A 22,375-nucleotide genomic window follows, 5' to 3' on the forward strand; every position below is an offset into this window, starting at 1 on the left:
TTACTATATAAATCTGTTTTTGTAAAACTTTTCACAATATTAAAAAATGGTGGAGTATTCCCCACCATTTACTTATTTTAAGTTTTCAGGATTTAATCCTTTTAATTCCTCCACCACAAAAATTCCATCTTTTCTTATTAAAACGTCATCAAAATAAATTTCTCCACCACCGTACTCTGGTCTTTGAATATACACTAAATCCCAATGCACCGAGGATTTGTTTCCATTAAAACAATCATCATAGGACGCTCCTGGAGTAAAGTGAATTGAGCCTGCAATTTTCTCATCAAATAAAGTATCTTTCATAGGCTTTAATATATAAGGGTTAACTCCTATTGCAAATTCACCCACATATCTAGCCCCTTCATCTGTGTCAAATACCTTGTTTATCCTTTCAGTATCATTTGCAGTGGCCTTAATTATCTTTCCATCCTTAAATTCCAACCTTATGTTTTCATAGGTAAATCCATTGTAAACTGCTGGTGTGTTATATGTAATATATCCATTCACAGAATCCTTAACTGGAGCACTATAAACCTCTCCATCTGGAATATTTAGCTTTCCATCACATTTTATAGCATTAAGTCCCTTAATAGAAAAGCGTAAGTCTGTTCCCTCTCCTTTTATGTGAACTTTATCTGTTCTGTTCATTAGTTCTACTAATGGATTCATAGCTTCTGACATTTTTCTATAGTCTAAATTACAAACATTAAAATAAAAATCTTCGAAGTCCTCTGTACTAGTACCTGCTGCCTGGGCCATTGCTGCTGTTGGATATCTTAACACTACCCATTTTGTCTTTGGAACTCTTATGTCCCCATGTACTGGCTGCCAAAACTTTTTCATCATTAGAGACATATTTTCACCTGGTACATCAGAAGTTTCTGTTAAATTACTTGGCACTCTTAATCCTATATAGGCATCCATGTCAGCCATTCTCGCTGCTTCATATTTAGCCATCATCTCTAACTGCTCTTCAGTGCAGTTCATGTATAATTCTCTATCCACCTCCGGAAGTTTGTTTGTTACAAAAGGAATTCCACCGGCAAGATAGGTTTGTTTTATAAGCTCAAGGGTTAAAGGATTTGGAGTACCTATAGTTTCAATTAAAACCTTTTCACCCTTTTGAATATTGCAAGAATAGTTAATTAAATTTTTTGCTAAAGTTATTATTCTAGGATCTTTCATATAAATTCCTCCTTTGATTTATGAAGTGGAAACTTGAATCAGATGGAGTTTCAACTCCATCTGATTCTTAGTTGAACGAATCCAGGGACGTAGCCGCTCAGAACGTAATCTTAGATAAGAGGGAGTATTAGAGCGGATAGTCATCGGATAAAAATCTATGGTTTTATTATAGATAATTTTAGAAATAATTAACTGCAATAGCTATTATAGTACATATTATTTATTTTATCAAATTCTATGATATTTATCCCAAAATAAAAAGGGGGAACCTCCCCCTTTTCAGCTAAGCAACTTGCTCATTATCCAAATTTATTTTTTCTTTTATCGGTGTTAATTTTGGTAACCCAGTTAAAATAGCAATAATTGCACATATTCCCATAAGATATGGATAATATAAATATTTCATTACCAAAATTGGTGATATTTTTGCTACACCTGCAGCAACTAATATTTGAGCTCCATAGGGTATAATTCCTTGTACAAAGCATGAAAAAGTATCTAATAAACTAGCAGTTTTTCTAGGGTCCACGCCAAACCTATCGGCAATATCCTTTGCTAAAGGTCCCACCATAACAATTGCTACAGTATTATTTGCTGTGCATGCATCTACTATACTTATAAGAGCAGATATGCCAATTTCAGCACCTTTTTTACTCTTAATTCTTTTTACAATAAAATTAATGATAAAATCAATACCACCATTGTGTTTAACCAATTCTACTATTCCACTTATTAAAAGGGACATAATAACAAGGTCAGACATACCTGTAATGCCTTTGCCCACTGACTGAGCGAAACCTACTATATTAAAAGCACCTGTTGCAATTCCAACAACACCAGAAAATACTGTACCAAATATCAATACTAGGATTACATTTCCGCCTAATAGAGCACCTACTAAAACGAAAATATATGGCAGCACTTTAACTAATGAGTAACTATAGGCCCCAGTTAAGGAAATTTCATTTCCACTTGTTATAACAGCAAGTATTACTGTAGTTAAAATAGCTGCTGGAAGAACTATCTTAAAGTTAACTCGAAACTTATCCTTAAGTTCACAGCCTTGAGTCTTAGTAGCAGCTATAGTGGTATCTGAAATCATTGAAAGGTTATCCCCAAACATAGATCCCCCTACCACTGCTGCTAAAGCAAGCTCTACTGGAACACCGGTCTTGGCAGCTATTCCTACTGCCATTGGAGCTATTGCGGCAATTGTTCCCATTGAAGTTCCTATAGAAGTAGAAATAAAACATGCAATGACAAATACTCCTGCAATCAATATGTTGCCTGGCAATAGACTAAGTCCAAGGTTAACTGTTGAATCAACTGCTCCCATATCTTTTGCTACCTGAGCAAAGGCACCAGCTAATATAAATATTATACACATTAATATAATATTAGTATCTGCTGCCCCTAGGCAAAATCTCTCAAGTTTAGCATTAAAACTTTCCCTTTTATTCATAGCTAGGGCTACCAGTGCCGCTAACAAAAATGGCACAGTAACTGGAAGGGCATAAAAATCATTAGTTACAATTCCTGAAATTATGTACACTGCTACGAAAACAAAGAAAGGCAATAACGCCCACGGATTTCCTTTTTTACCTTCAATCATTATGAGTTCATCCTCTTTTGTATTAATTCAAAACATTCACAACTATCAATTATCAGCAAGTTATTATAAGCTTTCACTTAATTTTGGACAATAAAAAAAACTTCTTGGAGATAAATCAAGAAGTCTATACCTCTCTCCTCATCTTCCAGGTAAAACCTGCTGGATTTAGCACCATTAAAAGCACAATATGCTTTTGGGTTGCCGGGTATCATAGGGCCAGTCCCTCCACCGCTCTTGATAAGAAGCAAATATTTAATTTTACTTTTGTATTATATCAATTTAATTAAATAAAGTCAATCATTATTTGAATTAAATCTACTAGAATATTTCATATTTCTCACAATAAACAAGAATTATAAAGACAGACTATATTCATATTATCCTAAAAGGAAATCTCCCGAATAAAAAAGAATATAGTCTTATTTTAACTATATTCTTTAGTTCAAACAATCTTATTACTTTGTAGATTCTTCTACTATTTTTATTCCGGCACTGGCACCTATTCTATTAGCACCAGCTTCTACCATAGCCATCGCTGTCTTGAAATCCCTTATTCCACCAGAGGCCTTAACCCCTACTCCACTTCCTACAGTTTTTCTCATTAGAGCTACATTCTCTACTTTTGCACCATCGCTGCTAAAGCCTGTTGAAGTTTTTACAAAGTCAGCCCCAGCCTTTACTGATAACTCACAAGCCTTTATAATCTCTTCTCTATTTAAAAGGCAGGTCTCAATTATAACCTTAACTAAGGCCTTTCCCTTTGCTTTATCTACAACTGCTTTAATATCCTCTTCAACAACAGAGTATTTCTTATCCTTTAAGGCACCTATATTTATTACCATGTCAACTTCTTCAGCACCATTGCCAATAGCATTTTCAGTTTCAAAAGCCTTAACTTCTTTAGTATTGGCTCCTAAAGGAAAGCCAATAACAACACAAGTTTTTACACCTGTTCCTTTTAGATTTTCCTTAACTAAAGCTGTATAGTATGGGTTTACACAAACAGATGCAAATTTATACTCTTTTGCCTCTTTGCACAGCTTTATTACTTCCTCCTCAGTAGCCTCTGGTTTTAATATTGTATGGTCTATGTATTTTTGTATTTCCATCTATATTTATCTCCTTTCAAAATTATATCTAATTTTTAAAGTTATAATCAAATCTAAACCTATACTTCTATCTTACGCAACCTTCCTATTCATAATACCATAGTTTTGACTATTTTCACCTTTTAACACTAAATACTCTTAAATTCAAGTATATTATTTTCAAATCTTCAAACTCTATTTAAGTAAATTTAAAATAATATTAATGGAGTTGGAACTTATGTTTGAAGAATTTAAGAAATTTGCAGTAAAAGGAAATGTAATTGACCTAGCAGTTGGAGTTGTTATCGGTGGTGCCTTTGGCAAAATTGTCACCTCCCTAGTAAATGATATACTTATGCCTATTATAGGACTTTTATTAGGTGGAATAAACTTTACTAACTTAAAATTTGTAATTCGCCCTGCCAAAGGTGGAGCAGCTGAAGCAGCAATTAAATATGGTCAGTTTATTCAATCTGTTGTAGACTTTTTAATAATTTCTTTTTCTATTTTTATTTTTGTAAAAGCTATATACAGATTCAAGAAAAAAGAGGAAAAGAAGGAGGAAAAACTTCAAAGTTCTGAGGAAGAAAGACTCCTTGCAGAAATAAGAGATTTACTTAGAGATAACCTAAAGTAATGAATTTATGACCTTATTGTTCACTTTTTTATTGTTTATCTAAAGTTTTTAGCTCAAGTTAAGGATATCTTTATAGTATTACCGCTTCAATGGTAGATTTTTAATGAAAAAGCAAGCTATTTTATATTATTTCTTTAAATTGAAGGAAATAATATTTTTTTGCACAATATTAAGAGTTTAACATACACCTATTATATAGTATAATTTAACTCATATCAAAGATATTTAGTTTAAATTTATATCTAACTTTTAAATATAGAGTATGAATTTAATAGCTTCTTATCACATAAAATTATTATAGAAATTTGGAGGTAAAATTAATGTTCACTTTAATAATCCTAATATCCCTTGCCATATTTTTTATAGTTGGCTTCTTTGTGAGTGTACTAGCTCTTCCGCTGCTGGCAGCTATACTGCCTATTGTTATAGCCGTTGCTATTCTTTCCTTTGCACTTAAATTGGTCTTTGGAGCTCCTTTATTTATTTTAGCTATAATTATCGCCGCTATTTACTTCTCAAAAAATAAGAAAAGCAAGTAGAAAAAATACACCCTGTATAGAAGACAAAAACCGTCTTTTATATAGGGTATATTTTTTCTTCCTGCTGAATGCCTCCTTTTATGAATTATTAAAGATAAAAATAAATTAATGGGATTAAACACATAATATTATTAACTTTTAATAGATGAGGTGAAATAATGAAGTACGGAATCCCAAAAATGTCTCTAAATCGTGATATTTTAATTTTGCTGTTATCTATACTTATATTACATATAGGAATTTATATAATCACTCCAATATTTCCTGTTTTACTTAGCTCAGAAAAAAGACTTACTGCAGCACAAATTGGATTAGTAATTGGAGTGGGTTCATTAGCATCACAGTTAGGTAGTGTACTTGGTGGTTTTTTATCCGATAGAGTTGGTAATAGGACAACAATGGTTATAGGAGCGTTATTTCAGTCCTCTGCACTTTTTGGTTACGGCATAAGTAACACATTTTTTCTTATACTTATTTTTTCTATTGTTAATGGAATTGGAGGAGGCACCTATGCGCCAACAGTAAGAGCAGCTATAGCTTCTATTGCTTCTGATTCCTCTAAAGGCCGTACTACTGCTTTTTCACTTAGAGGAATAGCAGCAAATATAGGAGTATGCATTGCTGGACTTCTCATTTTATTTCTTTCAAATAAACAATCGATGTTTATTTTTTTTACTAGTGCAGCTATATTTTTACTTTTAGCATTGGTAACCTGGATATTTCTTTCTAAGGACTGTGGAGGGAGGGAATGTCCTAAGTTGCCATTAAACAGTTATTCCCTCATTTTTAAAAATAGATCTTTTATAATTTTTACAATAATATCCCTTCTTATATCCGCTGTATATGCACAGCTAACCCTTTTGCTACCATTAAGAGCAGAAGCAGTTTTAAATAATGGAAAGATCGTAGGAAGCATTTGGACTATCACCAGTATTATTGTTATAATTTTTCAAGGATTTATTTCAAAATATATTCTTCAAAGATTTAGTCCTTTTACATCATTATCTTGGTCAGTATTATTCTTTGGAGCCGGTATATTTTTAATTGGGTTATCTAGTAACTTTCTCTTTCTTACTTTTAGTGCTATAATTTTCCTCATTGGTGAGATGATGATGCTTCCCACTACAGATAGTCTAACCAGTGAATTTGCTCATGCTGATTTAATCGGCGCCTATTTTAGTGTTGCCAGCCTGATTTCTGGCTTTGGAACAGCTCTTGGAAATTTCATTGGTGGAAAAATTATTAGTATTTATGGTATAAATTCCTCTATATATCCCTGGATAGTTTTTGCTATTGCCGCTATTATTGTTTCTGGAATGACTTTTATGACAGGAACATTACACTTGATGAAAAAAGAAATAAGAGAATTATAAAAAACAAATCCGCCTATAGAAAAGAGCGGATTTGTTTTTTTATAAATATTCTATTACAGCATTAGGACTAAGAATTGGAATTGTATTTATAACAGGAACTTCGTAAGGGTGAACTTTTTTTATAGTTTCAATGACTTTCTTCAAAACTTCTTTTTTGCAGCAAAATTCTACTTTACATTCCTCTGCTTCACAAATTTCTCCTACCTCACCTTCAAAAGGATTCGCACCATTCAAAGGTCTCCAGGATCCTGTAACTTTAGACACTGACATGCAGTTATCGTAGTTACCACCTATGGTCAATGCCCCTATGTCATTAAGATTTCGTCTTAAATCTTTCAGGTACCCCTCTGGAATAAAGGTTTCTACTTTAAAATTATTAAACTCCATTTCATCTATTCTCCTTTCACTACTTTACAAGACTATTATGTTCATGAACTTTATATTATATTTTATATTATTTCCTTAATTGTTCAACACTTATAGCAATAAGTGCTTTTAAATTATAATAACAAGGAGGATACATAAATTTTGTATCCTCCCTTTACTTCACTATTTTTGTATGTTTCCTAGAGCAGTGTACACAGCTTTTACTATTTCAGACATTGTTACAGTATCCTTTGGCCTGAATTTCCCATCGCCGCTTCCTTCCAAAAGCTTAAGACCGCCAGCTAAAGTAACATATCCAACTTTATCTTCAGCAATTGTGGTTTTATCGGTATAATTCACATTAAATAGCCCTTTAATCTCAGCTATTTTATCGTAGCCTAACAGCTTTATTAAACTTGCAGCTACTTCCTCTCTTGTAACTAGTTCATCTCCTTTAAATTCTTCCCTTTTATCTTGGATTATGCCATATCTTACTCCAAATTGTAGATATTTATAGTCAATAGACTCCTTATCTCCTGTACCACTACTAAAACTAAGCTCATTCATTCCCTTTAAATAAGGGTCATATCCTTTAGCATTAACTAATATTTTAACTAACTGAAGCCTTGTAATTTTAGAATCCAATTTAAAATCCTTAGTATCTATTATACCTTGAGATGCTAGGATTAGAGCCTCCTTCTCCACAGCAGTACCTTTAACTGCTGCTTTAAAGGTCTCTAAATTGTTATCAATATTTTCCCCATAAAGATTTAGTAATTTACCATTAGCTGCATCAACAGCATTTATTGGTGAATACCTATTGCCAATAGAGTATACAAGCTTCATGTTAGAATCAACCTTACCCCCATTAAAAAGAAGGTATGTAAGGGTTGGCTTGTTGTCTTCTAGAAATATTTTTTTCGCCTCATCTTTACTTATAACTTTTTCCGCTGTTGGTAATTCTAATTTATCCTGCCACATATATGAGAAAGAATTTATCTCTCCAGTTTTAGTATCTAAAGTAATATTTATACCATCATTGTTATAAGGTACACCGTTATTATTGAAGGCTACCCCGTTTACTGTTCTTCCAAAATTAAAAGTTATATATTTTCTAGCATAATCTTCTGGATAGCTATAGCTTTGGTTATTATAATCCTTTTGTTCTGTATTTATTTCCTTGATTCTTTGAGGACAGTTTTTAGCTATAAATTCTATTGCTTTATCGTAAGCCTTTTCCCAAGTAAGCTGAGGCGTAAAGTTTTCATCTACTTTTTCATTATAATTAAACTTATCTATTCTGACTAATTCTTCTGTTAAAGCATTTATTGATATTTGCCCTTCTGCTGGTAAGTAATTAGAACTTGCTCCTTTTTTTACATAACTTGCAGACCAGATTTTCATTCCTCTTCCCATATAACCATATTCTTGATCACTATAGTTTATAGATTGAATCTCATATCCATCACCGCATAATTCTTTAAGCTTATTGTTTATTACCTCAGTAGCACGTTCACTGCTTATCTCTTTATCTAGTGTCACCACTGGTTTTCCACCTTTAAATATTTGTTCTTTTTGCGCTTCCGTTATATTTCTGGATTTTATAGTTTGAATTGACTGTCCATTCCAGTTTAGTTCTTTCCCACTTACTGCATCTATTAAAAATGGAGAGGTTGGATTCTGGATGTAAACAAGCTTTGTTTTATTTTCCTCTGCACCATTAGGTCTTCCAGGATAGTTATTATAACTTAAATCCATTTCCGTATTTTTATTAAATATTTCTTCTGCAGCCTTTTGTTCTATAGTCTTTTCTTCACCAGGAATCTTTAGGTCACTATCCCAGTTAATTTCATAGGATGTAACTTTTCCACTGACTCCATCTACTCCTAAATTAATGTAGTTACCCTCAAAAGGAATTTCCTTTATAGTTCTGTTATAGTGAAAAGAATAGTTGGTCATTCCATAGTATTGAATAGAATTTTTATCCTTGAAAAGTTTGATTTCCTTAAATTCTTCTGGATTTATTCTTTTAAGAAAATTCTCTCCTATCTCTTTTGCCTGTTCTTCCGTAATTGTTGCCAGTAGTTGAGACCCTTGCTTTTGACTAAATTCATATTTGTTAACATTAAGTATCTTTCCAGTAGTTCCATCTACAGAAACATTGACGTTAACTTGTTTATCTTCATCATTATTATACCAATGTATGTTCCAAACACTTTTTTTCTGTCCTTGAAAATCATTTAAGCTAAAATTCACCTCTGTCCGAAATCTTGTTTCATCAATATTTAACTCAAAGTAATCCGCTAGTATTTTTTTTGCTTTATCCTTTGCCTGTTCTTGAGATATCTTTGCTTTATCCTTTTCAGATACAATAACAAGCTTGTCCATAACTACTGCTGATGTAGAGGTGGATAAATTGCTGCTGCTATTTAGCTCTTGGGCAAAAACTGGTTTTGACGATAACAACAAAGCTGCGGTAAGAACAAGTAAAATAGTTCTTTTACTTTTCATTTAAGAATCCTCCTAGAAATTTAATATGGTTATTTATATTATATATTGACAACTAGAAAATAAATGACTAATTGTCAGAAAATTTCAAAGTTTTCCTTAGACAAATAATATTATTTTTCTCGTTTATTACCACTATTAGAAAAAATCCAGTAGAGCTCTTATATTGAGTTTCTACTGGATTTTAAATAAGAACTATTAAATTATTTTACACATTAGATTTCCATAATAATAGGAAGAATAATCGGTCTTCTTTTTGTCTTTTCATATAAGAATTTTTCTATTTCCCTCTTCATACCGGATTTTAGCAAATACCAATCTGTTATCCTATTATCTAAATTTCTTTCCAATTCTCTTCTAACAATTGATTTTGCTTGATAAATTAATTCTTCTGATTCTTTTACATAAATAAAACCTCTGGTTATAATATCAGGACCAGCAATTAAACTATAAGTTTCTTTTTCTATAGTAACCACTACTGTTAAAATACCATCCTGTGCTAGGTGTTTTCTATCTCTAAGAACTATGTTTCCTACATCTCCAACACCAAGTCCGTCTACAAGTATGGCACCAGTTGGAACATTTCCTGTTATCTTAGCCTCTTCTTCAGATACTTCTAATACCTGGCCAGATTCTAAAGTATATATGTCCTTCTCTTCCATACCTAGTTTTTGTGCTAAAGCAGAATGGTGAATTAAATGCTTATATTCACCGTGAACTGGCATGAAATACTTAGGACGAACTAAGGTGTGAATTAACTTTAATTCCTCCTGATAAGCATGCCCAGATACATGCACTTCCTCTAGAGCCTCATAGATAACATCAGCACCTTTTTTAAATAATTGGTTAATTACTCTGGAGATAAATTTTCTATTTCCAGGAATTGGAGAAGCAGAAATAATAATTAAATCCTTAGGTTCAACTCTAATCATTCTATGTGTTGAAAAAGCTATTCTAGCAAGGGCAGACATAGACTCTCCCTGGCTGCCTGTAGTGATTATTGTTATTTGCTCATTAGGATAATTGTGTATTTTATCTACCGTTGTAAGATATCCCTCCGGTATGTGTAGGTATCCAAGTTCCATAGCTACCTGTGATATATTTTCCATTCCCCTTCCACTAAAAGCTATTTTTCTTCCATATTTTATAGAAGCATTAACGATTTGCTGCATTCTATGTATATTGGAAGCAAAGGTTGCCACTATAACTCTTCCTTCTGCTTTAGAGAAAATTCTAGTTAGGGTGTCTCCTATTACCTTTTCAGAAATAGTATGGCCTTTTCGTTCTACATTTGTACTATCTGCCATAAGTAGCAGTACACCTTCTTTTCCTAAATCTGAAATACGCTTTAAGTCCATAACAAGACCATCTATAGGTGTATAGTCTATTTTAAAATCACCGGTATGTAATATGATACCAGCTGGTGTGTGGATAGCAATCGCACAGGAATCTGCTATGCTGTGAGTATTTCTTATAAATTCAACCTTTATATTTTCTAGCTCTACTGTGTCCCCTGGGTTTACCACATTTAATTCAGAAACTGAAAGTAGATTATGTTCTTTTAATTTTATCCCTACTATTCCTAATGTTAACTTCGTACCATAAACAGGAATATTTAATTGCTTTAAAAAGTAAGGTAACGAGCCTATATGATCCTCATGTCCATGGGTTAAAAAAATCCCCTTCACCTTATCTGCATTATTTACCAAATAGGTTATATCTGGTATTACTAAATCAACACCGTACATATCTTCCTCTGGGAAAGATATTCCACAATCTATAACCATGATTTCATCCTTATATTCAATAGCCGTTATATTTTTACCTATTTCTCCAAGACCTCCTAAAGGTATAACCTTTATACTATCGCCCTTGTTCACCAAATCCCCTCCTCTTTTTTACATGTCCTATAAACCCTTTTCTAATGAGAGACTTTATTTTAAAACCTTAAGTTTATAAATTCTCTTATAGATAATAAATTTTACTTATATTCTATTTTTCCTTGTAGTTATTAAAATAATTCTATTTATTTCGAAATTTTCTTTGCTCTTAACTGTATATTGTAGTCAAGTTGTATTTCTTTTCATTTTACCCTCTATAGTTTTATGTTATAATTTAATTCAAAACTAAATTTTATAATATACATTTAAAGAATAAACCTTATATTTTGAAGGAGTTATTATGGGAAAAGTAATTGAATTTAAGAAATTCAGTAGAAAAATTAATAAAGATAACTTTAAAGAAACTAATGATGATTTAGACATATTTACCGAAAATGATTTAGCCTATAAAAGAAGAGAACTAGAGATTACTGCCAATGAGATAGACCATCTTATCAGCTGTGTTTATAAGCAAATACTTATGAATGAACAAATTATTTCAAAGGTGGAAAAGGATTATGATTTTGAAAAATCCACCTATTTAAAAGACTTTAATGATAAGCTTCATGATATTATGTATTTTTTAACAAACAGTGTCTATGGAGATTGTATTATTATCAATATTAATTTCTTGGAACTTAAGTACTTAACCGGTACCCTTCAGTTAGAATTAGAAATGATAAAGGAATCCACTGACAACACCTCAGAATATATGGAAGCTATAGAAGAATTATTTTCTAGAATTTATCCCTTATATAGATCTTGGGAAAAAGAGCTGCTATAAAGTTAGATAAGATTAAGAGGTAAAGCTTTTTTACCTCTTAATTATTTTATATAGAAAAGTATACCTTAGAACTAATCTCTTGTTTGATATTCCACTATATATTTTCCATCCTCTTCAAAGTTTCTTAAAACTTTAAATCCCTTCTTTGCTAATTTTTTATAAGCTTTATTAAATTGTTTCTCGCTTCTATAGGTTCTCTCAGTAATTTTTTTCATAGTTATCTCCCCTTTTTTCCTAAGCATAATTATATTATTGGATGGATGCTGTATTTACATACATCGAATAATATGGAAAGATAGAAGAGTATAATGTATAATAAATTTAGAAGAAATTTTTTTAAGGAATAACCATTACTTGGAAACATTTGTATGCACTCAAATTTTAAAAAGAGGTGATAAATCATGGAAACAAATATATTATTAGAAAGCGGAACTGGAGAAGTAGAAATACTAGAGTTTGTAATTAATAACAAGCATTATGGAATAAATGTAATAAAAGTTAAGGAAGTTTTGGAAATAGACAACCTAACAAGATTTCCTCAAGCTCCCCCTTCCATAGCTGGTGTTACCTTAATTAGGGATCAAATAATACCTCTTGTTAACTTAAAGTATGTACTAGAAGGAAACTCTGAACTTCATGAAAAAAACAATATAATATTATGTGAATTCAATAAATCTAGAGTAGCTTTTAGTATAGATAAGGTAATCGGTACTCATAGAATCGGATGGAACCGAATAACTAAGCCTGATAATATTTTCGCAGATACTTTAGTTATAGGAAATATAATGATGGAAAATAAGATACTTTTCCTATTAGATTTCGAAAAGATAGTTACGGATATAAATCCAAAGGTAGGTATAAGTGAAGATAGAATTGAGGATATTGAATATAAGGATAGATCTCACATTAAACTTATGTTGGCAGATGATTCTTTTCTAATAAGAGCTTTGTTGAAGGATACCTTAACCAAAGCAGGCTTTACTGACCTAAAACTTTTCAATGACGGTGAGGAAACCATAAATTATCTATATAAGCTGGTTGAAGAGAAAAATGATAGATTTATAGAGGATGTACAGATTCTCATAACAGACATAGAAATGCCTAGAATGGATGGTCATACACTGACAAGGAAGATTAAAGAGCATAATATTTTAAAAAAGCTGCCAGTAATAATCTTTTCTTCCCTAATTACTGACGATTTAGTTCATAAAGGGGTATCTGTAGGGGCTGATGCTCAAATGAGCAAACCTGAAATAGAAAATTTAGTTCAAATAATAGATAGCTTTGTAGAGAAAAATAGGGCTTAAAATAAGAAGGACAGTTCAACATTTTCACTAGTATTAGTATAATGCTGAACTGTTCCTTTTCTTTTATTAAGTGTAAAGATGCTATTACCAAAATATTAAAGCATCCCTAGTATTACTTTAAAAGTTTATATTTTGTTTATAATTAGTTTATAGAAAATAGAGATATAGATTTTAAAATAGTATTATGAAAGGCCTTCATATACAAACAAATTAAAAGGAGATGTTATAAAATGAAATTAAAGAAAAAGACAGCAATGTTCTTAAGCTTTGCTGTAGGAACTGTAATGTTTGCTTCTACAGCTATGGCTGAAGTAGTATCTAAGAGTGGATATGATCAATTAAAGGATTCTGTTAAATATACAGCGGATAGTCTTACTGGTAAAGTTTCAAACTATACTATGGATATGTCTTTTGTTGTAAAGAGTAATGGTACTGTAGTTTCTTCAGAAACTAGTTTGGGCAAGTATGATGTTTCGAAACAAGCCTATGAAACTACATCTACTTCTACTGATGGACCTAATAAAAGAGAAAATTATTCCTACGTTGATAAGAATAACTATATAGGTAAAAACAGTGACCAAAATGTTTATTATGTTACTGAGTATACAAGCCCCCAAGAAAATCACTCTTTCAAAAATCCTTTTAAAGAAAAACAAGCTGGAGATGTGGAAAGAATAGCTGATGCCCTTGTAGGTAATTTAAAGGATTCTGTCATTGTAACTCAAAATCCTGATGGCAGTAAGGAGTTATCTGGAACCTTAAATGAATCACAAATACCAGCATTAATTAATGCAATAGTATCACTCCAATCTAAGAATGAATTTGGCAACGGCCGTGGTAGTGAAAGCTATTTGCCTAAAATAACAAAGGACATATTTGTAAAAGAAATCAAAGGAAAAATGGTGACAAGCAAAGATGGATTAATACAAAGTGTTCTTGGAACTGGTGTAATTTCCGGTAAAGATGATGCTGGAAAGGAGCATACTATAACTTTTGAACTATTAGGTAAAGTATCTAATGTTAACTCTACCTCTGTTAAGAAACCTGACCTTTCAGGAAAAACTGTAGAAAAAACTGTAGAAAAAGATTATAGCAAGCTATCCAACCCACAAAAATTTATAGGAAAATATAAGACTGACATCTTAATTGAAAAGGATGGAAAGTTCCAAAAGATAGGTGAAAAATTTGTGGATATTCAAGAGATAAATGAAACCTCTGTTAGTGGAAGATACTATGAAGAGTATGCAAAAGGCTTTGAATCCTATGGAAGTAACAAAAAAGACTTCAAATTTAGCGGAAAATTTGGAGAAGACCACTTTAACGCACCATTTACTGCTTCTACCTCTTCTGGCAATAATATAAAGGGAGACATTTATATTGACCAACATTCAGCAAAAGTAAACTTTAGTATAAATCAAAACATGAATAGTAATATGTTATCTGACAGTCAGTTCAGCAGAATCTTTGATTAAAACATATTTCAAATTCTAAGTTTAGTTAAGAACTGGTTTTTGTTTACTAATATCTTCTGTATAGTTAACTGTTTTAGCAACTATTAACTATAAGATAGCCTTTGGTAAATAAAAACCTATCTTAATTAACTTTTAATCTAAAAACTTACGCTAGACAGTTGTTCCAAAGAATAGCTTATTAAGCTTGGAGGTATTAAAATGGAAAAAGTAATAGAGATTAAAAATCTATCTAAGTTATACAAAAACGGAAGAGGTATAAGTGATATTAACTTAGATATACATAAAGGAGATATCTTTGGATTTTTAGGACCTAATGGTTCAGGAAAAACTACAACAATGAAAATCATGACCGGTCTTATAAAACCAGATAGTGGTGATGTTAAAATTTTAGGCCACAGCATTTCAGAAGAATTTGAATTAGCTATGGAAAAAGTAAGCTGCATCATAGAAACTGCTGAATCTTACTCTTACTTAACAGCCTTTGAAAACTTAAAACAATTTTCAAGATACTATAAAGATATCGACAATAATAGAATTGAAGAAGTCTTGGAACTTACCGGGCTATTAAAATATAAGGATGAAAAGCCAAAGAAGTTTTCCTTAGGAATGAAACAAAGGCTTGGAATTGCCGCTGCAATATTGTCTAAACCGGAAGTGATTATTCTAGACGAGCCTTTAAATGGTCTAGATGTTGAAGGTATGATTCAAATGAGGAATATTATAAAGGATCTTGCAGAGAAAGAAAACACAACCTTTTTTATCTCCAGCCATCTTATTCACGATGTTGAGTTAACCTGTACAAGTATTGGTGTTTTATATAATGGAAGAATGCTAAATGTAGACAGTACTAAAAATATACTGAATAACTATGCTTCCCTTGAAAATTACTTTATAAGCGAGGTAGAAAGAAATGGTAGGATTTAAAGCAGCTTTAATTAATGAAATTGAAAAACTATATAAGAAAAAGAAAGTTTTGGTGGCAGCCATAGTATCACTTCTTTTTATAGTGTTAGGTCAACTATCTATTGTTGGCTTAAGAAGTGGCTTTGGTGTTCGCGGAGTTTCTAGTACAGATTTTCCGCTACTAGTACTTTCTGTGGTAGTAAATACAATTCTTCCTCTATTTACAGCCCTTGTAACTATAGATGCTTTTTCTGGAGAATACTCACAAAACACCATGAAGATTGCACTAACACGACCAATCACCAGATTAAAATTTTTCACTGCAAAGATTACTGCTGTAATGCTCTTTGTAGCAGTTAACCTAATATTTGTGATGTTTTTTTCAACTATAGCTAGCTTTATTTTTAATTCAAGTTCCTTCAAAGCTTTAGATATTATAAAAATAATAATTTCTTACTTAGTAACCTTGCTTCCTATGATGGTTTTAGTACTATTCATTGTACTTTTTACAAACATATTAAAAAGTGGAATAAGTGTATTTTTTGTAACTATTCTTCTATTTATGGTTTTCAAAACTTTAGGAATTGTTTTTTCCAGTTATTCTGGCATATTGTTTACAAGCATGATGAACTGGTATAACCTATGGATTATTAGTGATGTTTCCTTTATAAAAATTCTACGTCAGTTTATGATGTTGCTTAGTTATGTTATACTATTATTTACAGGAAGCTATTACTTGTTTGACAAGAAAGAGTTTTAGAATAGTAGGTCAATTGAACTGCAGCCCTTTATACCAAACTTTAAAATTTCTATAAGTGATATAAGGTGAAAAAATGGAAGTAAAAAAACGTATGATTATCTTTAATACCATAACTGTTATAACACCCTTTATAGTTGCCGCTTTAACGGCTTTCATATTTGTACTTGTATCATCAAAGGTTTTTAATACAAATATTAATTATGATAACTTTAGAAAACTGGCTGCTACAAGGTACGAATTATTAAATACGATAAAAGATTTATCTAGGTCAAATCCTGAACATTTAGAGGATGTTGAGTTTCAAAAGTACTTATATGGAAAACTTTCTAATATTGATGGTGAGATTTTAATAGTAAAAAATAATGCAGTTATATTTGGAACAAAGGATATAAATAAAATCGACATAGAAAAATCCTTGGACACTGTAAAAGATGAGACCTTAAAAAATGTAGTAAAAATAAATAATGACTCTTATATGGTTGAAGCTGCTTCACTTACCTTTAAAGATGAGTCTACAGGTAATGTAATATTATTAGCTCCCGTTGGAAAGGAACCGAATATCTTTGGGAGGTTTATACTAGTAGTTTTAGGTATTTTTTTTATTTCCTTTATAGGCACCAACTTGTTTATGTCCTATCTCTTTTCAAAAAGAATAGTAAGCCCTATAGGTCAATTAAAAAAAGCTACCGCTGAAATCAGTAAAGGTGATTTAAATTCTCAAATTATGGAGATCGGTGACAATGAGATTAAAGAATTGTGTGCAGATTTTGAAAAAATGAGAGTACAGCTTAAAGATTCTATCCGTATGAAAATGAAATATGATGACAATAGAAAAATGTTAATTTCTAGTATATCTCACGATTTAAAAACTCCTATAACTTCTATAAAAGGGTATGTAGAAGGTATTTTAGACGGCGTAGCAAATACTCCTGAAAAAAAGGACCGCTATTTAAAAACTATCTATTCAAAAGCAGAACAAATTGATATTATGATTGATGATTTGCTTTTATATTCCAAACTGGATTTAAATCAAATTCCATTTAACTATGAAAAGACAGATATTGTTGAATACTTTAGCTATTGCATCCATGAAAGCGGTCCAGAGCTGGAAAAATCCAACATTCACATACAGTTACATAATGCTCTTCAAAACTCAAAGTATGTTATGATAGATAGAGAAAGAATGAGAAGAGTTATTGTTAATATTATTGATAACTCTCGTAAATACATGGATAAAGCTGAAGGGCAAATAGATATTTTGCTGAGAGAAACCAATCTAAGTATTATAGTTGAAATAAAGGATAACGGAGTTGGAATCCATAAGGATGACGCAAACAAAATATTTAATAGATTTTATAGAGCTGATTTAGCACGAAGCGGCACAACAGGAAGCGGATTGGGCCTTGCCATTGCAAAGCAAATCGTAGAAGGACATAAAGGGAAAATATGGGCTGTAGGTCATGGTAGTGAAGGGACTAGTATAATACTATCATTAGCAAAGGTAAAAGACCTCTAATCATATTTGTTCTATACCAGTATATAGGTGTTACTGGTAAAAATAACTTTGAACTGGGGATGATTGTGTGAAAAGAATTTTAGTAGTTGAAGATGACCTAAGTATAGCTGAACTTCAAAAGGACTACTTAGAACTGGAGGGTTTTGAAGTTACTATATGCACAGACGGAGTACAAGGTCTAAATGCTATAAAAGAAAATGAATTTGACTTATTAATTCTTGATATTATGCTGCCTAAAGTTGACGGCTTTAGTATTTTACGAAGCATTCAGGATATTAAAGACATTCCTGTTCTGCTAGTTTCAGCTAAAAAAGAAGAAATTGATAAAATTAAAGGTCTTACCCTAGGTGCTGACGACTATATTACCAAACCCTTCAGCCCTGGCGAACTGGTAGCTAGAGTTAAATCTCATATTCAAAACTATGAGAGAATAAAGAGTAAATTTGCCTCAAAGGTTAAAACTAAAAGAATAATCATAAGAGGCTTAGAATTAGTTAAGGACTCAAGGCAGGCCTTTGTAAATGGTAAGGAAATTAGCCTAGCTCAAAAGGAATTTGATTTACTGCTTTATTTAGCTGAAAATCCTAACAGAGTGTTCAGCAGAGATGAGTTATTTGAAAAAATCTGGGGTTTAGATGCCCTTGGAGATACTTCCACTGTTACAGTACACATTGGAAGAATAAGGGAGAAAATAGAGTCATCTCCTTCCAATCCTCAATACATAGAAACTGTTTGGGGAGCTGGATATAAGCTTAGAATATAAATGTCCTCTGGGTACATATTCCCAGAGGACATTTTTATATTTAAATATCTTTTACTTTACACTAAAGTCTTTTTGCACAGAGGTTGTAAGGTTCTTACCATCGGCAGATTTAACGTTATCTCCAATTAGAATAGAATAACTCTCCCCTTTTTTAAACCCATCCTTAACTTCAATAATAACTTCATTAGTATTTGAGCTATAGGATACTTCTGCATCTATTACATTGTTTTTAGAATCTATAACAGATATATTTTCTGAATTTATAGTATCTGGATTTATCTGCTTAGTAAATCTTATTTTCCAGCTCTTTTTAGCTGCATCAATTTTTTCTTCTTCCATTACTTTTTTATTTGTTTTGCTCTTTAAGGCATCAACCTTTTTTTGTTGTATAGTTCCTAGCTTGCTAATTGACTCTTGAACTTCCTTCACTAAGGCTTCTGTTCTAGTGTTTAACTCAGCTATTTGAGGATCATCTACAGTAGATATTCTGCCAAGCTGTCTCTTCACAGTATTAAGTCTATTCATAACAGCACTTAGCTTACCGTAAAAGCTATTATTAGTTTCTTCGTCTTCATTTTCATACTCTTCTTCAAAATCATTACTTAAATCCTGCTCATCAGCACCTACTTCTGTATTATCATCAGCACCTACTTCTGTATTATCATCAGCATCTACTTCTGAAGAATTTTCTGTATCCTCATCACTATTTGACACACTTGCTTCATTTGTACTTTCTGTATCATTTGAATCAACAACTGCATCCTCCTTGGATGTATCTTCTAATTTCTCTGTGCTGTCTGCTTCTGCAGCCTCATCATTTTGTCCTAAAGTTCCATCTATTGAGCTTCCAGTAGTTGTTTCTGCAGGCTCCTCTATGTTATTAAAATAACTATCCATCTTTTCATTGATTTTATCTAGTGTCTTTTCAATATGGTCTAACCTTTGATCAATTATACGTGCTTCCTTTGAAACTTTTTTATTAGCTTTGTCTTGTTTTTTATTGTCTTTCTCCTCTTTTTCTTTCTTGTCACTCTTTTCTTCTTTTTGTTGGACCTTAGCCCCTTTTTTATCACTGAAATCCGGTTTAGCCGCTAATACAGTACCTGTTGAAAAGGTGGTTGCTACTAAAACTGCTAAAATCATTAACTTAATATTCTTCCTATTCATTTAAACACCCTCCTTAGGAACATATAACTATGTATCCAATAAATTCATAGTTTATTATCGTCTAACCCTTTTAGAACTTTATCTAGTTGAATCGTTAAATTTTAATGTTTTTTTAAATTTTGTTAATAAAAAAATTAACATTCCTAAAAGTTCTAATGATTGTAGCTGAAAATTATCTATATTTTCATAGGAGGTTTAAATAAATTAATGTACTTATAAATAGTCTTCTTCCTTTGGCATTATAGAATAATTATTTTTAATAGTTGATAAAGTAACGGTAGTCTTTGTTTTTGCAATTCCGCTCATACCTTTAATTTTGTTTAGAATTGCTTCAAGAGTTTCTGTATTTTCTGTAATGATTTTTAATACATAATCATAATCTCCAGCAACATAATGACACTCTATTATTTCATCCTCTTTCTGAATTGCTTCTAAGAACTTAGTAGTATATTTTGGAGATTCTAAAGTAATAAACATGATAACTGCTAAATTTCTATTTAGTTTTTTTCCATTGATGATTATTGTATATTTTTCTATTACTCCAGAGGCATCCAGTTTTCTTAACCTATCACTTACTGCTGGAACAGACAGGTTAACTCTACTACTTATTTCAGACGCTGTAATTCTGGCATTATTTTGTAATAATTTTAGTATTTTAATATCTAAACTATCCATATTGACACCTCTCTAACTAATTAATTAATAGGATAATACTCTTAACTTTGTTTAATAAATAACAATCAAACCTTTAAAGTTTAATCTATCATAAAAGATTATAACAGATTAATAGGCAATAATCTATTTTTCACCTAAAAAATTTAGTCAATAACATTTTTCAACCTTAAATTTATAATTCGCATAAGGCTGTAAACATTATCACGCACAATAAATTTAGGCAAAATTAACCTAAAACATTAATTATTATCGAAATTAAATGTATACGTTTAAATTAATTTTAAATTGTAGTATTATAAAGGCGAGCAATAAATTACAGATATTTTTTCAATAAATTATAGATTAATTATTTGGGGGTTGAAAACAATGACTAATGAAAAAGTAACTAGTTACATTAATGGAGTAATTGAAAACGTTAAGAAAAGAAACGGTAATGAACCTGAATTCCTTCAAACTGTTGAAGAAGTTTTAGCTTCATTAGGACCAGTACTTGAAAAACATCCAGAATACATCGAAGAAAATCTTTTAGAGAGATTCTGCGAGCCAGAAAGACAAATCATGTTCAGAGTTCCATGGGTTGATGATGCTGGAAAGTTACAAGTTAACAGAGGTTTCAGAGTTCAATTTAACGGAGCTATAGGACCTTACAAGGGAGGATTAAGATTCCATCCTACAGTTTATATAGGAATAATCAAATTCCTAGGTTTCGAGCAAATATTAAAGAACTCCTTAACTGGTCTTCCAATAGGAGGAGGTAAAGGTGGTTCAGACTTCGATCCAAGAGGAAAATCAGATGCTGAAATCATGAGATTCTGCCAAAGCTTCATGACTGAGCTTTACAGACACATCGGACCAGACGTTGACGTTCCTGCTGGAGACATCGGAGTTGGCGGAAGAGAAATTGGTTACCTTTATGGACAATATAGAAGAATCAGAGGAGCTTTCGAGAACGGAGTTCTTACTGGAAAAGGCTTAACTTATGGCGGAAGCTTAATAAGACCAGAAGCTACAGGTTTCGGAGTAACTTACTACTGTAACGAAATGTTAAAGCACGAAGGAGAAACTTTCGAAGGAAAAACTGTTGTAGTTTCAGGTTTCGGTAACGTTGCTTGGGGAGTTTGCCAAAAGGTTAGCGATTTAGGCGGAAAAGTTGTAACACTTTCCGGTCCAGACGGATACATCTATGATCCAGCTGGAGTAACTGGTGAGAAGATAGACTACATGGTTGAAATGTTAAGAGTAAACAAAGGTGCAAGAATTAAAGACTATGCTGACAAATATGGCGTAGAATTCTTCCCAGGACAAAAACCATTCGGCGTTAAAGCTGACATAATAATACCATGCGCAATCCAAAATGATATTAAAATAGATGAAGCTAAGCAAATAGTTGCAAACAATGTTAAATTTGTTTGTGAAGCTGCTAACATGCCATGTACAAATGAAGCAGTTGAATACTTCCAACACAACGGCGTAATAGTAGGACCTTCAAAGGCTGCTAACGCTGGTGGAGTTGCTACATCTGCATTAGAAATGGCTCAAAACAGTGGAAGAATAGCTTGGACTGCAGAAGAAGTAGATGCTAAGTTACACCAAATAATGGTTAATATCTACAACAACTGTAAGTCAGCTTCAGAAGACTATGGCTTTGGATACAACTTAGTTGCTGGTGCTAACATCGCTGGTTTCGTAAAAGTTGCTGAAGCTATGCACCAACAAGGAAACTACTAAAATATACTTTACTCATATTAAAAACCTCTGTGATTTTCACAGAGGTTTTTCCAATTGTTCATATCTTTTGTTACTTTATCAAAAATAAAATAAAACTTTCTAATCAAAA

General features: G+C 31.8%; 20 protein-coding genes and 1 riboswitch. Of the genes, 11 read left to right on the plus strand and 9 right to left on the minus strand.

Annotation, left to right across the window (positions count from 1 at the left end; genetic code table 11):
* Nucleotides 1–72: 72 nt before the first annotated feature.
* The 3 genes from N4T77_RS03170 to deoC form a co-directional block, all read right to left on the minus strand.
* Nucleotides 73–1,188, minus strand: a complete 1,116-nt coding sequence (locus N4T77_RS03170) for an aminopeptidase (protein WP_261670287.1) — start codon at nt 1,186–1,188, stop codon at nt 73–75.
* 283 nt (nt 1,189–1,471) lie between these two features.
* On the minus strand, nt 1,472–2,800 hold the full coding sequence (locus N4T77_RS03175; RefSeq protein ID WP_261670288.1) for a Na+/H+ antiporter NhaC family protein: 1,329 nt from the start codon (nt 2,798–2,800) through the stop codon (nt 1,472–1,474).
* A 135-nt stretch (nt 2,801–2,935) separates the two neighbouring features.
* Nucleotides 2,936–3,044, minus strand: a riboswitch (SAM riboswitch).
* 211 nt (nt 3,045–3,255) lie between these two features.
* Nucleotides 3,256–3,909 carry a deoxyribose-phosphate aldolase gene (gene deoC / locus N4T77_RS03180; protein WP_261670289.1) on the minus strand — a complete coding sequence of 218 codons (654 nt, stop codon included), beginning with the start codon at nt 3,907–3,909 and terminating at the stop codon, nt 3,256–3,258.
* A gap of 208 nt (nt 3,910–4,117) precedes the next feature.
* Here deoC and mscL point away from each other — a divergent pair, with 208 nt between their 5' ends.
* The 3 genes from mscL to N4T77_RS03195 all read left to right on the plus strand — a co-directional run bounded on the left by mscL (nt 4,118) and on the right by N4T77_RS03195 (nt 6,437).
* Nucleotides 4,118–4,525: a large-conductance mechanosensitive channel protein MscL gene (mscL, locus tag N4T77_RS03185; RefSeq protein ID WP_396125085.1), complete on the plus strand. Its 408-nt coding sequence runs from the start codon at nt 4,118–4,120 to the stop codon at nt 4,523–4,525.
* A gap of 320 nt (nt 4,526–4,845) precedes the next feature.
* On the plus strand, nt 4,846–5,064 hold the full coding sequence (locus N4T77_RS03190; protein WP_261670291.1) for a hypothetical protein: 219 nt from the start codon (nt 4,846–4,848) through the stop codon (nt 5,062–5,064).
* Between the two features lie 158 nt (nt 5,065–5,222).
* On the plus strand, nt 5,223–6,437 hold the full coding sequence (locus tag N4T77_RS03195; RefSeq protein WP_261670292.1) for an MFS transporter: 1,215 nt from the start codon (nt 5,223–5,225) through the stop codon (nt 6,435–6,437).
* A gap of 39 nt (nt 6,438–6,476) precedes the next feature.
* On the opposite strand, the gene cutA is transcribed toward N4T77_RS03195, so the two are convergent.
* The 3 genes from cutA to N4T77_RS03210 form a co-directional block, all read right to left on the minus strand.
* On the minus strand, nt 6,477–6,824 hold the full coding sequence (cutA, locus tag N4T77_RS03200; RefSeq protein ID WP_261670293.1) for a divalent cation tolerance protein CutA: 348 nt from the start codon (nt 6,822–6,824) through the stop codon (nt 6,477–6,479).
* Nucleotides 6,825–6,986: 162 nt separating this feature from the next.
* Nucleotides 6,987–9,314: a DUF4901 domain-containing protein gene (locus tag N4T77_RS03205; protein ID WP_261670294.1), complete on the minus strand. Its 2,328-nt coding sequence runs from the start codon at nt 9,312–9,314 to the stop codon at nt 6,987–6,989.
* Nucleotides 9,315–9,526: 212 nt separating this feature from the next.
* Nucleotides 9,527–11,194 carry a ribonuclease J gene (locus tag N4T77_RS03210; RefSeq protein WP_396125082.1) on the minus strand — a complete coding sequence of 556 codons (1,668 nt, stop codon included), beginning with the start codon at nt 11,192–11,194 and terminating at the stop codon, nt 9,527–9,529.
* A gap of 298 nt (nt 11,195–11,492) precedes the next feature.
* Between N4T77_RS03210 and N4T77_RS03215 the strand changes: the two genes are divergently transcribed.
* Entirely contained in the window at nt 11,493–11,975 is a 483-nt protein-coding gene (locus tag N4T77_RS03215; protein WP_261670296.1) for a hypothetical protein, read from the plus strand.
* A gap of 71 nt (nt 11,976–12,046) precedes the next feature.
* On the opposite strand, the gene N4T77_RS03220 is transcribed toward N4T77_RS03215, so the two are convergent.
* Entirely contained in the window at nt 12,047–12,190 is a 144-nt protein-coding gene (locus N4T77_RS03220) for a hypothetical protein (protein ID WP_261670297.1), read from the minus strand.
* A gap of 186 nt (nt 12,191–12,376) precedes the next feature.
* Here N4T77_RS03220 and N4T77_RS03225 point away from each other — a divergent pair, with 186 nt between their 5' ends.
* From N4T77_RS03225 to N4T77_RS03250, 6 genes are all read left to right on the plus strand, one after another.
* Nucleotides 12,377–13,282, plus strand: coding sequence for a chemotaxis protein (locus N4T77_RS03225; protein WP_261670298.1), 906 nt, complete (start codon nt 12,377–12,379; stop codon nt 13,280–13,282).
* A gap of 230 nt (nt 13,283–13,512) precedes the next feature.
* The gene (locus tag N4T77_RS03230; RefSeq protein WP_261670299.1) at nt 13,513–14,754 is read left to right on the plus strand and encodes a hypothetical protein; all 1,242 of its coding nucleotides are present in this window, start codon (nt 13,513–13,515) and stop codon (nt 14,752–14,754) included.
* Nucleotides 14,755–14,952: 198 nt separating this feature from the next.
* On the plus strand, nt 14,953–15,678 hold the full coding sequence (locus N4T77_RS03235; RefSeq protein WP_261670300.1) for an ABC transporter ATP-binding protein: 726 nt from the start codon (nt 14,953–14,955) through the stop codon (nt 15,676–15,678).
* Nucleotides 15,665–16,417 (plus strand): ABC transporter permease, encoded by a 753-nt coding sequence (locus N4T77_RS03240; RefSeq protein ID WP_261670301.1) that lies wholly within the window; start codon nt 15,665–15,667, stop codon nt 16,415–16,417. The genes N4T77_RS03235 and N4T77_RS03240 overlap by 14 nt, the downstream gene beginning before the upstream one ends.
* A 73-nt stretch (nt 16,418–16,490) precedes the next feature.
* Entirely contained in the window at nt 16,491–17,933 is a 1,443-nt protein-coding gene (locus N4T77_RS03245) for a cell wall metabolism sensor histidine kinase WalK (RefSeq protein WP_261670302.1), read from the plus strand.
* A 67-nt stretch (nt 17,934–18,000) separates the two neighbouring features.
* Nucleotides 18,001–18,696, plus strand: coding sequence for a response regulator transcription factor (locus N4T77_RS03250; protein WP_261670303.1), 696 nt, complete (start codon nt 18,001–18,003; stop codon nt 18,694–18,696).
* Between the two features lie 51 nt (nt 18,697–18,747).
* On the opposite strand, the gene N4T77_RS03255 is transcribed toward N4T77_RS03250, so the two are convergent.
* Nucleotides 18,748–19,863, minus strand: coding sequence for an Ig-like domain-containing protein (locus N4T77_RS03255; RefSeq protein WP_261670304.1), 1,116 nt, complete (start codon nt 19,861–19,863; stop codon nt 18,748–18,750).
* Between the two features lie 213 nt (nt 19,864–20,076).
* The gene (locus N4T77_RS03260; protein WP_261670305.1) at nt 20,077–20,538 is read right to left on the minus strand and encodes an Lrp/AsnC family transcriptional regulator; all 462 of its coding nucleotides are present in this window, start codon (nt 20,536–20,538) and stop codon (nt 20,077–20,079) included.
* 366 nt (nt 20,539–20,904) lie between these two features.
* On the opposite strand from N4T77_RS03260, the gene gdhA reads away from it, so the two are divergent.
* The gene (gene gdhA, locus N4T77_RS03265; protein WP_261670306.1) at nt 20,905–22,266 is read left to right on the plus strand and encodes an NADP-specific glutamate dehydrogenase; all 1,362 of its coding nucleotides are present in this window, start codon (nt 20,905–20,907) and stop codon (nt 22,264–22,266) included.
* Nucleotides 22,267–22,375 lie beyond the last annotated feature (109 nt).

The sequence above is a fragment of the Clostridium sp. CX1 genome, from assembly GCF_025398335.1.
In the GTDB taxonomy this organism is placed as follows: Bacteria; Bacillota; Clostridia; order Clostridiales; family Clostridiaceae; genus Clostridium_AM; species Clostridium_AM tanneri.